Genomic DNA, 13,910 nt, shown 5'->3' on the forward strand with positions numbered 1-13,910 from the left:
TATTTAAGGAGATTGGAATGATTAGTGTCAGAACTATATTTATATTATTATTGTTTTTATTACATTTTAATCATTCACTTGCTGAAAGTGAATTTAAATCTCCCCCCTTGAAAACTATTGCAGGAGGAGAGGAAAGTTGTAAGGATATTAGCAGCGACAAATGTAAACCTTGGGTGGTTGATATCTACTATATTAATAAAAATATTAAAAATCATGAAGGAACTAGTATATGTTCAGGTTCATTGATTGCACCAGAGTATGTTTTGACTGCGGCACATTGTAAAGAAGAGAAAGCTAGAGGCTATTATGTAGTTAGTCCAAATGGTAAAAAAATGACGGCATCTATCTCTGGTTTTATACCGATGGATATTACTGGGCAATTTGGGACTGTTCAACATGATTTGGCAATTTTAAAGCTGGATAAGCCATTAGCATTGGATGGGAAATATGGTCGAGTTCGTCGTTTTTTCAGTTATGATGAAGCTTATGAAAAAATAAATAGTAAATATTATTATGCTGATGTCTATGGATATGGAAATAGGGGAATTGATAAAACATCAGGGCAACAACAGGAAAATAAGGGTAACAAGCAATATCGTGCTGATATTATCATTGTCTCTCCTGCTTTTGATTATTTTAATGGTAATGGATTAATTGCAAAGGCAAATGAAAAAGAAGGGTTAAATTCTGGAGTTGCACAAACTGGTGATTCTGGCGGTCCGATTATTTGGAATGACTCTATTATTGGTGTTACTTCCTTTGGGCTTGATGTGGCTAGTGTAAAAGAGGAGGGTGCTCATAATAGTTATTATCCATTTTTTGTAGTTTCAGATGCGACAGGAAAACATAATAAGATAAGTTTTATCGATGGCTTTTCTCCTGGAAAATGGTTTTCTCAGAATATGAAACAGATCTGGATTGAAAATCCAGACTGGAATGGTCATTTGAAAAAGAGAGGGAAAGATATTATTGTTAAGGGATGGGGAAGGCCAAAAAGCTCAATAGAACTTATTTATTCTATTAATAACGCTCCCAGCAAAACATTTAAATGTAACGATGTTACTAGTCGTGAAGGTAATTGGACATGTAGTATCCCGAATAGTGAGTTTTTCACTGAGGGAATTAATAAAGAAGAAGAGAAAAATGTAACGATTATAGCTAAGGAATCAGCAGATAGTTTGTCTAAAACTACACCATGGAGAGAAGATAACGTGCAAGCAAAAATATCTTCTATTTCAAAGGAATTTGGTATTGTTTACCCAGTAGATAAGTCAACTGTATTTACAAAGGGTTTTACAATACGTGGGTATGCTGATCCTGAGTCAGAAGTGCGGCTTATACTGCAATCTAATATAAATAATATTAAATATACTCAAGATGATTTATGTTATGGTATTTCCAAAAATAAGCTAATAAAAACGACAGATTATGGGATTTGGTCATGCACTATAAGAAAGGATCTTGAAGAAATTGAAAATCCCGTTGGGGAAATAAAATGGAATTATAAAATCACAGCAAGGCAAGAAACAGATGGAGTGCATCTTTATGATCAAGTTAATATATTATTTCAGCCTAAAGAAATAAAAAGACCAAGTATTAAAGTTAGCCAGGGAAAACAGTATGGAAAAATGATTCCTTTTCAGTTGGAATTGAATAATTTAGCTAAATCTTTTTGTTTTTTTGATTACTTATATTTTGATTGTGGTAATGATTATGCCGGTAAAAAGTATATGCTTAACCACAAAATAGATGAACCAAGTAATGAACTGAGACGTTTTAATATTTATATAACACAGAAAATTGACCATATTGATCCACTTGATCAAGTTTTCTGGAATAGAGAACAATTACAAGGAGGCTATTTATCCCCGGCGTTTAGGGAAGGATATAAATTTACGGATGAAAACCCAGTACCGATAGATCCTTCAAATCAAAGTAGTCGGGAATTTAAAGGCGATGGAGGTGATAGAAGTGAATATACCTGGCCAAATGGTGATATTCTTTTACCATCCGAATATTCTATCTACATGAAAGATAAGGGTAAAGAAACATACTCTCCGATAACATTAGATGGAACTCATAAATTTTTGCCTATTCCACTAGAAGGTAGTCCACCTACTTGGGTTATTAAATTACCAGATTATCAATTAAAAGATGGGACTTACTATATCGAAGTGGCAGATAAATATCATCCTGTCGGGCTGAAGGAATTTAGGAAATATTGGAATATTTCATCTGTTGACAAAACTTATTTTGTAATAAAAACACCTGACATTAAGACTGAAACACCCTCCAAAGGAGAGACGATTACAGAAGGAACGCCAAGTTATGTGTCAGGGAGTTCTAATGTTCCCGGCGATGAGGTTGATGTTAAAAGGCGTAAAATAGATCCTTCTTTATCTGAATCGGAGGGGAATAACCAAAAACTGGCTACAGAGACGACTATTTGTACCGGTGCTGTTGTAAGTGACAATGGTAATTGGGAGTGTAGAGATCCAATCATTTTTCCTGTAGGAACTTATGAAATAATTGCTGAACTAATGAACGAAGGTAAAGTTGTCGCTAAAGATACTACACGCTTGATTATTGAAGATGATGATCCGGATGACCCGGATGATCCGGACAAGAAAAAATTTGAAGTAGAGAATCCTAAAGATAACTCAACTGTTGATCCGGATAATCCAATTCGCCTTTCTGGCTCATTAAGTGGTTCCGGAGGAGGTGGAGGAGGTGGTGGTTTTGGTGGTTTTCTCGGTGATATATTCGGAGCAATTTTTGGCGGTGTGTCTTCATTAGCTAACTCTCCATTCAGTACTGGTCTTGGCTTCTTTTGGAATTTGGTTATTCAGCCTGATGCTATTTCAGGTGGAGATACTTATACGATTAAATTGCAGGAAACTCACAATAAGGCACATGTCGGAGATCCTATTACCTGGCATTTTACTGTCCCTATACGTATTACCTCGCCTGCCAAGGGAGCTCAATATAGGCTAGATGACGGGATATCCATCGAAGGTCAGGGAAGCCCTAATCAATTAATTATCGTTACTGGGGCAAAAGATTTTCTACCACCCAAAAACATGACACTCCCGAGGTCTAATGAGGGAATGATCTGTTCTGCTACTGTGGATTCAAAAGGGAAATGGGCTTGTCCTAATAAACCTGCATTATTAGCATCAAGTGAAGGGACGTTTTATATATATGCGGCTCAGTATAAAGAAACAGAATCGACGGAGTTTGGGGGCAATTATGAAAGGACTTCTGAGGTTACTCGTAGATATGTCGTCGCTAAAACAAAGATAGATATTACTCACCCTACTCATGGCGCAAAAATAACAACTCTCCCTTTTATGATTGAAGGAACGGGGGAAGAGAATGCGAATATATACATCAAAGGGTTTGGTAATGCTAAAGATTGTATTACCACTGTTGATGAATCAGGTAAATGGTCTTGTGGGCCTTATCACCCGGAAGAGGGGAAATATACTGTATCCGCACAGCAGTTTATTGATGATACACAAAATTCACATTCATCTGTTTCTTTTGAAGTCCAGACTAAAACGACTAAATCAGTCGCTATCACGCGACCACATAACGGTGGTTTATATAAGTACCTCGCAAATATCCTGCCAACGGGTACCGGAGTACCGGGAACAGTAGTATGTCTGGATACAAAAGAGTTGTCGCAGGTTTGTCAGCATGGCATCACTGTAGATGATAAGGGGCATTGGCAAGGAATTAGCGGGTTAGATACCTCCGTCAAAGGAGAAAAAAAATTGGTAGCAACAGCCTTTTTGGATAAGGTGAAGCAATCTACAGCAAAAGTGGCATTTTATGTAGGAGAAGATGCACTAACAGTACAGTCTCCTAAAGAAGACGAAGTTATAAAAGCCCCTTCATATACTTTTAGTGGCACGATGCAGGAGAATGTTAACTCAGTGACAGTCAAAGCATTCGCTGGTCATGATGAGTGCTCCGCGAAGCTCAATAAACATAACTATACATGGACATGCGGGCCTTATAGTTCTGTGCCGGGAGATTATCATGCGACAGTGGTGGATGATGCCGGCTCCCATGTGAATCGGAGTTTTAAGGTGCGCTATGGGGATAATTTGCAAATGCGCATACTGACACCTGAAGAAGGGGAGCAAATCACAACGCCAACCTATACCATCACCGGTAAAGGACAGGCCGGTGCTCTTATCACCGTACATATTTCAGACACACTGGTTGCAGACACGCTGAGTTGTAGTGTTTATGTTGATGAATATCAGAGTTGGTCTTGTCCGGTAATGGAATCGATTCCGGGCTCATATAAGCTCAAGGCCCAGCAATGGGTAGATAATGTGGCATCAGGGAAGCCGGTAATACGCAATTTTGATGTGATTTATATGCGCGATATTACGATTAATCCTACGGCAGCTCCTATATGTACAGCCCCGGATGAAACTATTTCTATTCCAATTGCAGGAACAGCAACAAAGAGTGCTGATATTTCTTTATCAGTAGGTGGCAATGCCTATAAATGCGGCCCTGTACAAGTTTCAACAACGGATGGTTCATGGAGCTGCACTCTGGAGAATGTAGCGCCGGGAATGTATCAGGTAAAAGCGAAGCAGACTATTACTGTAAATGGTCATACCTATGAAAATAAGAAAGTAGGTAATGTGAATGCGGCTATTTTGAGTATCTCCCAACCAGTAGATGGGGGGATTTTTTCTGCATATCGTTCTCCAATAGATGTGCCTATAGGGGGGTATTCACAACCGAAAATGGAAGTGTCATATGATATCCTTGATTATGGAAGGAGTTATATGTGTCATAGAGCTAGCGAAACAATGATATCAGGAAATGTTAGTTCAGGTAGCACAAGTGCTGATGATAAGGGGTACTGGAGTTTTGATGTAAACCTTGAACATTTCGGTTGGTACAAATTAACAGTTTCTAGTTCTGGAACATTTTGTGGGAAACCCATTCAGGCTGAAAGCAAGTTTTGTTATCGTCGATATATGAGATAAATGCCTTATCTTTTTATTGCTACGATTTGATAAAAATAGGTACAGTGAATAGCCATGTTATTTCGACCCTATCGAATCTGATACGACTATCATAGTTCGATAGGGTTTCTCTTTTTCATCTAAATAACGAAGTCTATTCGGTATTTAGCCCCTGTAATTGCCATCACTGTGGTATCATTCCCGCTTTGTACGTCATATCGCCTGATAGCTGATAGACAGTGCGCCTGCTTTTCATCCAACACACAGGTAAAGAACAATGACTGAAGCCATCAGTGAAATGACAAAACGCTATGATCTACATAGTCATACGACTGCTTCAGACGGCGTTTTATCACCTGAGCAGCTCGTGGACAGAGCGATTTCCATGGGCATTCATGTACTGGCAATTACGGATCACGATACAACGGCAGGTATTCCGGCGGCTTTAAACCATATTAGGCAGAATCAGTTGCCTATGACGTTAATCTCCGGCGTTGAAATTTCAACGTTATGGCAAAATATGGAAATTCATATTGTTGGGTTAAATGTTGATATTAACTCCGTTGCCTTAAAATCATTCCTGTCTAATCAGGTTAATTTAAGAAAAGAGCGTGGCATTGAAATTGGGCATCGGTTAGCTAAAGCAGGTATTCCCGGTGCTTGGGAAGGTGCATCCCGGCTAGCCAATGGCGGGCAGGTCACTCGTGGTCATTTCGCCCGTTACCTGATTGAGGCGGGAATCGAGCCGACAATTCAGCGGGTTTTCAAAAAATATCTGGCGAAAGGAAAAATCGGTTATGTTCCGCCTCAATGGTGTACAATCGAGCAGGCAGTTGAAACCATTCATCAGGCCGGAGGACAGGCAGTGATTGCTCATCCCGGTAGATATGGTTTGTCAATGAAATGGCTGAAACGCTTGATTATCTGGTTTAAACAACATGGTGGTGATGCAATGGAAGTTGCACAATGCCAACAAGCACCTAATGAAAGGCAACAACTTGGTCAACTGGCAAGAGAATATGGGCTGAAAGTATCATTAGGGTCGGATTTTCACCAGCCTTGTTCATGGATAGAACTTGGTCGTAATTTGTGGTTACCCGGTGATGTTGTACCGATATGGCACGATTGGTCACAGAGCGGAGCTGCATAGAAGTAGAGGTTATTGTTATGAGCCAGTTTTTTTATATCCACCCTGATAATCCACAGGCGCGTCTTATTGACCAGAGTGTGGAAGTACTAAAAAAGGGCGGAGTTGTCATTTATCCTACTGATTCAGGTTATGCTATTGGCTGCTGCCTCGAAAACAAGGACGCAATGAACCGTATATGCCGAATTCGTCAACTGGATGGACGGCACAATTTTACGCTGGTATGTCGTGATTTATCAGAAATTGCGACTTACGCCCATGTGAGTAATCAGGCATTCCGGCTAATTAAGAATAATACACCCGGTAATTACACATTTATTCTGCAGGCGACAAAAGAAGTGCCGCGCCGTTTAATGAATGAAAAACGTAAGACGATAGGGCTGCGTGTTCCATCCAACCCTATCGCATTAGCTCTGTTAGAGGCAATGCGTGAGCCTCTTATGTCATGTAGTCTGATTTTACCCGGAAATGATTTTGCGGAATCTGATCCGGAAGAGATTAAAGATGCGCTGGGTAAACAGGTTGATTTAATCATTCACGGTGGCTATCTTGGGCAGCAACCGACAACGGTAGTGGATTTAACCGAGGATTCACCAGTGGTTCTTCGCGAAGGCGAAGGTGATGTAACGCCCTTTTTATAAGATAACCACTTTATTATTTTTTTATTATACGACGCCTGTGAAGGCGACAGCAGAGGTTGCTCAATGAGCGATAAAACAGAAAAGTTACAAAAAATTCTTGCGCGTTCTGGTCATGGCTCCCGCCGTGAGATTGAAGGATATATTCAACAGGGTCGCATTAGCATTGATGGCAAGATCGCAACGTTGGGTGATCGTATTGAAGTTAAGCCCGGCACAAAAATTCGCTTTGACGGTCGGATCTTAAATATCAAAGAGTCACAAAAAACAGTTTGCCGTGTTCTGGCCTACTATAAACCTGAAGGTGAGTTGTGTACCCGCCATGATCCGGAAGGTCGTCCGACAGTCTTTGACCGTTTGCCGAAAATGCAGGATGCGCGCTGGATTGCCGTTGGGCGTCTGGATATCAATACTTGTGGCCTGTTGCTGTTTACAACAGATGGCGAGCTGGCAAACCGTCTGATGCACCCAAGCCGTGAAGTTGAACGTGAATATGCGGTTCGTGTTTTTGGTGAAGTCGATAATGCAAAACTGCGCCAACTGACACAAGGTGTCCAGTTGGAAGATGGCCCGGCTTCATTTAAGACGATTTCGTTTAAAGGTGGGGAAGGTATCAACCAATGGTATAACGTTACTCTGACGGAAGGGCGTAACCGCGAAGTCAGACGTTTATGGGAAGCCGTTGGCGTGCAGGTCAGCCGTTTGATCCGCGTTCGTTATGGTGATATTGATCTGCCGAAAGGTTTACCTCGTGGTGGCTGGACTGAATTAGGTCTGGAACAGACTAACTATTTGCGTCAGCTGGTTGAGCTGAATGAAGAGACTGTATCCAAAGTTGCGGTTGAACGCGACCAGCGCCGTCTCAAAGCCAATCAGATCCGTCGTGCAGTAAGGCGACATGCTCAGGTAGCTTCTCGCCCGGCAGGAAAACGTCCTGCAAGTAGTTCCCGCCAGAACACAGGAAGAAAAACGACACCTAAAGGCCGTTAATCTTTGCAGGCCGCTGTTAGCGCTTATTGCGCTTTCAAACAGCGGCTCTTATCACTCAATGATTTCTACCAGCCATATTATTTACCAATCGATGCCTCTCTGGGCTTTGATTCCCGCATCAAAAGCATGTTTGACCGGCCGCATTTCTGTCACGGTATCGGCAAATTCAAGCAACTCACGGTGACAACCTCGTCCGGTAATAATAACTGACTGGCTGGCAGGACGCTGTTTCAGTGCTGTCAGAACTTCGCTAAGTTCCAGATACCCATAACTGACCATATACGTGAGTTCATCAAGCACAATAAGCTGGATTGAAGGATCGGATAACAATCTTAAAGCATGTTGCCATACTGAATGACAGGCGTGAATATCTGTTTCCCGATTTTGGGTTTCCCAGGTGAATCCAGTTCCCATAACATGAAACTCGACCCCGTTTTTTTCCAGCAGATTTTTTTCTCCGTTTTCCCATGTCCCTTTGATGAACTGGATAACGCAAACACGTTGGCCATGACCAACGGTACGGGTGACAGTCCCGAATGCAGCCGTGGTTTTCCCTTTTCCATTGCCAGTGAAAACCATAACGATACCGCGCTCTTGTTGTGCGGCAGCGATGCGGGCATCGACTTTTTCTTTCAGGCGTTGCTGCCTTTTTTGGTACTGGCTGTTATCTCTTGTCATTATTCGGCTGGTCCCGCTTTGCGGCCCGGTTGTGCATCAAAACTGATACCTGAATCATGCTGGCTGTCATCTCCCATCAAGTAAAGATAAACGGGCATAATATCGGCAGGTGTTTTTAATTTGGCGGAATTTTCATCAGGGAATGCACTGGCACGCATACTGGTACGGGTTCCACCCGGATTAATGCAATTAACCCGCAGGGATGTTCCCTGATATTCCTGTGCTAAAACCTGCATCAGACCTTCTGTAGCGAATTTGGAAACAGAGTAAACTCCCCAGCCACTTCTGCCTTCACGTCCCACACTGGAACTGGTAAATACCAAAGAACCCCGGGGGGATTTCAATAGTAGTGGGATCAGTACCTGAGTCAGCATAAATGTGGCATTGACATTCACCTGCATCACATCATGCCAAAGTTGGACGGGCTGTTCTGTGATGGGCGCGACAACCCCCAATAAACCTGCGTTATGTAATACGCCATCCAGATGGGGATAATGCCGTGCCAGTTCGTCAGCAAAAGTCTGGCATTCATTAGCCGTCACAGTTAAAAGATCCATCGTATAAATAGCCGCAGGTAAGCCGCCTTCATTTTCGATTTGCTGTTTAACCGCTTCCAGTTTTGCCGTTGTGCGTCCAAGCAAAATAACCTGTGCACCATGTCGGGCATAAGTTAGTGCAGCTTCACGGCCAATACCATCACTGGCACCAGTGACTAAAATGATTTTTTGTTGCAGCAGGTCATTCTTTGGTTGGTAATCTAACATCTGATTCTCTTCTATAAACAGTTTTTAAATCTGGCGGGTAGATAGGTGTAGCACATTACGTCTTATCAGAACAAAACTTCGTGTTTTCGTCAAATTGACAAAAGTTTATCTGTTTTCTTTTTTGTGAAAATAGATAAATTACATTAATTATTTTTTCTGAAGTAGATTTGACGGAACAGAAGCAAGATAAACTGTTAGAGCACTGTTTCAGGTTTTTGGTTAAAATGAAATATATATTGTTCATCATTAATGAAGAAAGGTGGATCTGTGGAGTATGTTTCTCTATACGGACTGTTCTTGGCAAAAGTAGTGACTATCGTCCTGGCAGTCGTCGTTCTGGTAGTATTTTGTATTGGAGTTGGTGTGCGTAAGACAATGCACAAAGGCGAATTGCGCCTGACCAATCTTGGTGAAACTTATAAGGAAAAACAACGTCAGATGCAGCAGGCTCGAATGAGTGAGGCAGAGCTGAAAATCTGGCAGAAGGAGCAGAAAAAACAGCAAAAAAGTGAAGCCAAGCAGAAAAAGGCTGAGGCAAAAAGCGGCCTGAAGAGCGAACCGAAAAGCAGCCTTTATGTGCTTGACTTCAAGGGCAGTATGGATGCCCATGAAGTCGATTCTCTGCGTGAAGAGATCAGCGCGGTTCTGGCTGTCGCTGATAAAAATGACGAAGTTCTGGTACGTCTGGAAAGCCCAGGTGGTGTGGTGCATGGTTACGGGCTTGCTGCATCTCAGTTGGCTCGTCTGAAAAACAAAGGTATCAGACTGACAATCGCGGTAGATAAAGTGGCAGCAAGTGGTGGTTATATGATGGCATGTGTGGCTGATCGTATTATTGCTGCGCCTTTTGCCATCATTGGCTCAATTGGTGTAGTCGCGCAATTACCAAACATCCATCGGTTACTGAAGAAAAATGATGTTGATATCGAATTGCATACAGCAGGCGAATATAAACGTACTCTGACCATGTTGGGAGAAAATACCGAACAGGGACGGCAGAAATTCCGGGAAGAATTGAATGAAACACATAACTTATTCAAATCGTTCATTCATGATCATCGTCCTGCACTGGAAGTCGATAAAGTCGCGACAGGTGAGTATTGGTATGGCACACAGGCAAAAGAGCTTGGGTTGATTGATGAAATTGGTGTCAGTGATGATTTCCTGATTTCACAAATTGAACACCGTGAAGTGATTGGAGTCGGCTATTCCCGCCGTAAGCGTGTAGTGGAACGTTTTATGGGAAGCGCAATGGAAAGTGCTGATAAATTGCTGATGCGCTGGTGGCAAAGAGGCCAGAAGCCACTGCTCTGACAGTAAATCTGGCGATACATGCAGTAAACTATAGATTAAACAATAACATATATCTGCATTAATGGCGGATAGTATGACATGGTCAGAATGACTGTCATATTATCCGCTCCATAAATTAAGAAAGTTCTTCCTGCTTTATATTGTCTGAACTATCTTGAGAGATAGTTTACCTTGCACAAAAATCATAATTTTCCTAATCATTTCATTTGGTTTTTATAGCAGCAATTGCCGCTTGACAGGAAGTGTTCTAGTTTGCACCTATTCTGCTTTCCAGAAAAATAAGTTGTTGCGCATCGTTTTTTATCAGGTACAGTGTGGGCTTTTCGTCATGCAGATGGAAGATTTTGTTTACAACTGTTAGGCCATGTCATTGCATGGTATGCGTTTATGTATAAAATATCTCATATATTTCAAAGGGTTTGGTGTTTGAGCGAAAGTCTGGGATAAAAATTAGTTGATATCTTGCGAATCTATCGCAATATAAAAAGAGATCTATTTTATATACCGCAACATAACTTCGTAATTTTCGCCATCTGAAAAGAAGATAATTAGGTAAAGGTAACTATGGGTAAAGCTCTTGTTATAGTGGAGTCCCCGGCAAAAGCCAAAACAATCAATAAATATCTGGGTAATGACTACGTTGTGAAATCCAGCGTTGGTCATATCCGTGATTTGCCGACCAGTGGTACAACGAGTCAAAAGAGTTCGAGCTCATCTACCGATAAGAATAAAAAGAAAACTAAAAAAGATGAGAAAACAGCGCTGGTTAACCGAATGGGAGTTGACCCTTACCATGGCTGGGAAGCGAATTATCAGATCTTGCCCGGCAAAGAAAAAGTGGTAGCAGAGCTGAAAACACTGGCTGAAAAAGCACAGCATATTTATCTGGCAACGGACCTTGATCGCGAAGGTGAAGCCATTGCCTGGCATTTGCGGGAAGTCATTGGCGGAGACGATACACGTTTCAGCCGTGTTGTTTTTAATGAAATTACCAAAAACGCGATTACTCAGGCTTTTGATAAGCCGGGTGAGTTGAATCTTGACCGTGTTAATGCACAACAGGCGCGCCGTTTTATGGATCGCGTGGTTGGTTACATGGTTTCACCGTTATTGTGGAAAAAGGTTGCCAGAGGGCTGTCTGCTGGCCGTGTTCAATCCGTAGCTGTCCGTCTTATTGTTGATCGTGAACGGGAAATTAAAGCCTTCGTTCCGGAAGAATACTGGCAGATATATGCGGATCTCATGGCTAAAGGGGGCGTTGAGCTCCATATGGAAGTTACCCATAAAGAGGGTAAACCATTTAAGCCAGTTAACGCTCAACAGACTCAGGCCGCCGTCTCTTTACTTGAAAAAGCCAGTTATAAGATCACCGACCGTGAAGATCGTCCAACGTCAAGTAAGCCAAGTGCGCCGTTTATTACTTCTACACTGCAACAGGCTGCTAGTACCCGGTTAGGCTTTGGCGTAAAGAAAACCATGATGATGGCTCAGAAATTATATGAAGCAGGCCACATTACTTATATGCGTACTGATTCTACCAATCTGAGTCAGGATGCTTTGAGCATGGTGCGCGGTTACATCAGTGATAACTTTGGTGATAAATATCTGCCTAAAGAAGCCAATATTTACAGCAGCAAAGAGAATTCGCAGGAAGCCCATGAAGCTATCCGGCCGTCTAATGTTGAGATTATGGCTGAAGCACTGAAAGATATGGAAGCTGATGCCCAGAAATTGTATCAGCTTATCTGGCGCCAGTTTATTGCCTGTCAGATGACTCCGGCAAAATACGATTCAACCACACTGACTGTTCAGGCCGGCGATTTCGAATTGCGGGCAAAAGGCCGTACCTTACGTTTTGATGGCTGGACAAAAGTTATGCCTGCCTTGCGTAAAGGAGATGATGACCGTACTTTGCCTATCGTGGAAGTAGGGACGGGCCTTGATTTACAAAAACTGCTCCCAAGCCAGCATTTTACTAAGCCACCGGCGCGCTTTAGTGAGGCGTCACTGGTTAAGGAGCTGGAAAAACGGGGTATTGGCCGCCCATCTACTTATGCTTCAATCATTTCCACCATTCAGGATCGTGGTTATGTGCGGGTTGAGAATCGCCGCTTCTACGCGGAAAAAATGGGTGAAATTGTCAACGATCGTTTAGAAGAAAACTTTAACGAGCTGATGAGCTATGATTTTACGGCAAGAATGGAAGATCAGCTCGATCACGTTGCAAACAATGAAGCAAACTGGAAAGGCGTGCTGGATGAGTTTTTCGTCAATTTCAGTGAGCAACTGGACATCGCCAGCAAAGATCCGGAAGAAGGCGGAATGCGTCCGAATCCGATGGTTATTACTTCTATTGAATGCCCGACCTGTAGTCGCCCGATGGGGATCCGTACCGCAACGACAGGTGTATTTTTAGGTTGTTCAGGTTATGCACTGTCTCCAAAAGAGCGTTGCAAGCAAACCATTAACCTGATCCCGGAAAATGAAATACTGAACATTCTTGAAGGCGATGATGCGGAAACGAATGCGCTACGTGCTCGCCGTCGCTGCACTAAATGTGGCACAGCAATGGACAGCTATTTGATTGATACCCAGCGTAAATTGCATGTCTGCGGTAATAATCCTGCTTGTGATGGCTACGAAGTAGAGAACGGCGAATTCCGTATCAAAGGCTATGACGGTCCTATCGTTGAATGTGATAAATGTGGCTCGGAAATGCACCTGAAAATGGGGCGTTTCGGCAAATATATGGGATGTACAAACGAAGGGTGCAAAAATACCCGCAAGATCTTGCGTAGTGGAGAAGTTGCACCACCGAAGGAAGATCCGGTGCCATTACCTGAGTTGCCGTGTGAAAAGTCAGATGCTTATTTCGTTCTGCGTGATGGGGCTGCCGGTGTATTTTTGGCTGCCAGCACATTCCCGAAATCACGGGAAACACGTGCACCTTTAGTTGAAGAGCTCGCTCAGTTTAAAGACCGTTTACCTGAGAAATTGCGTTATCTGGCGGAAGCACCGACTGAAGACCCTGAAGGGAATAAAACGATTGTGCGTTTTAGCCGTAAGACAAAACAACAATATGTCTCTTCAGAGAAAAATGGTAAAGCGACGGGCTGGACCGCATTTTTTGTTGATGGTACATGGACGGTCAAAGAAAAGTGATGGTTATTATAATGGGTTGCTAGCCAATCCATTGAAATATAATCAGACAGATATTTTATTTTTGAATTAAAATATGACTTTTTTTTCTGTAAAGCCAGTTCTCAGGACTGGCTTTTTTTGTTTTTATGAAGAATTTAAACATAATATTTTTATAATACGTAATTAATAATCGTTATTGACTCTAATTATTTGTTATATATATATACAGCAAGTGTTATAG

At 42.2% G+C, this 13,910-nt stretch carries 8 protein-coding genes; 6 read left to right on the forward strand and 2 right to left on the reverse strand.

Annotated elements, in window-relative coordinates; genetic code table 11:
* The first annotated feature begins 17 nt into the window (after positions 1-17).
* The 4 genes from AACX68_RS08470 (at position 18) to rluB (ending at position 7,772) form a co-directional block, all read left to right on the forward strand.
* Positions 18-5,018 carry a S1 family peptidase gene (locus AACX68_RS08470; RefSeq protein ID WP_228858850.1) on the forward strand — a complete coding sequence of 1,667 codons (5,001 nt, stop codon included), beginning with the start codon at positions 18-20 and terminating at the stop codon, positions 5,016-5,018.
* A 256-nt stretch (positions 5,019-5,274) separates the two neighbouring features.
* The gene (gene rnm / locus AACX68_RS08475; protein WP_228858851.1) at positions 5,275-6,147 is read left to right on the forward strand and encodes an RNase RNM; all 873 of its coding nucleotides are present in this window, start codon (positions 5,275-5,277) and stop codon (positions 6,145-6,147) included.
* 17 nt (positions 6,148-6,164) lie between these two features.
* Entirely contained in the window at positions 6,165-6,785 is a 621-nt protein-coding gene (locus tag AACX68_RS08480) for an L-threonylcarbamoyladenylate synthase (RefSeq protein WP_228858852.1), read from the forward strand.
* Between the two features lie 63 nt (positions 6,786-6,848).
* Positions 6,849-7,772: a 23S rRNA pseudouridine(2605) synthase RluB gene (gene rluB, locus AACX68_RS08485; protein WP_099111897.1), complete on the forward strand. Its 924-nt coding sequence runs from the start codon at positions 6,849-6,851 to the stop codon at positions 7,770-7,772.
* Positions 7,773-7,853: 81 nt separating this feature from the next.
* Here rluB and cobO read toward each other — a convergent pair whose 3' ends face one another.
* Positions 7,854-8,450: a cob(I)yrinic acid a,c-diamide adenosyltransferase gene (gene cobO / locus AACX68_RS08490; RefSeq protein ID WP_228858853.1), complete on the reverse strand. Its 597-nt coding sequence runs from the start codon at positions 8,448-8,450 to the stop codon at positions 7,854-7,856.
* Positions 8,450-9,214, reverse strand: coding sequence for a YciK family oxidoreductase (locus AACX68_RS08495; RefSeq protein WP_228858854.1), 765 nt, complete (start codon positions 9,212-9,214; stop codon positions 8,450-8,452). Before AACX68_RS08495 ends, cobO begins: the two co-directional genes overlap by 1 nt.
* A 267-nt stretch (positions 9,215-9,481) precedes the next feature.
* Between AACX68_RS08495 and sohB the strand changes: the two genes are divergently transcribed.
* Positions 9,482-10,528 carry a protease SohB gene (gene sohB / locus AACX68_RS08500; protein WP_228858855.1) on the forward strand — a complete coding sequence of 349 codons (1,047 nt, stop codon included), beginning with the start codon at positions 9,482-9,484 and terminating at the stop codon, positions 10,526-10,528.
* 564 nt (positions 10,529-11,092) lie between these two features.
* Complete coding sequence (gene topA, locus AACX68_RS08505) at positions 11,093-13,690, forward strand: type I DNA topoisomerase (protein WP_228858856.1); 2,598 nt, start codon at positions 11,093-11,095, stop codon at positions 13,688-13,690.
* Positions 13,691-13,910 lie beyond the last annotated feature (220 nt).

Source organism: Xenorhabdus sp. PB61.4 (assembly GCF_963894935.1).
GTDB lineage: Bacteria > Pseudomonadota > Gammaproteobacteria > Enterobacterales > Enterobacteriaceae > Xenorhabdus > Xenorhabdus stockiae.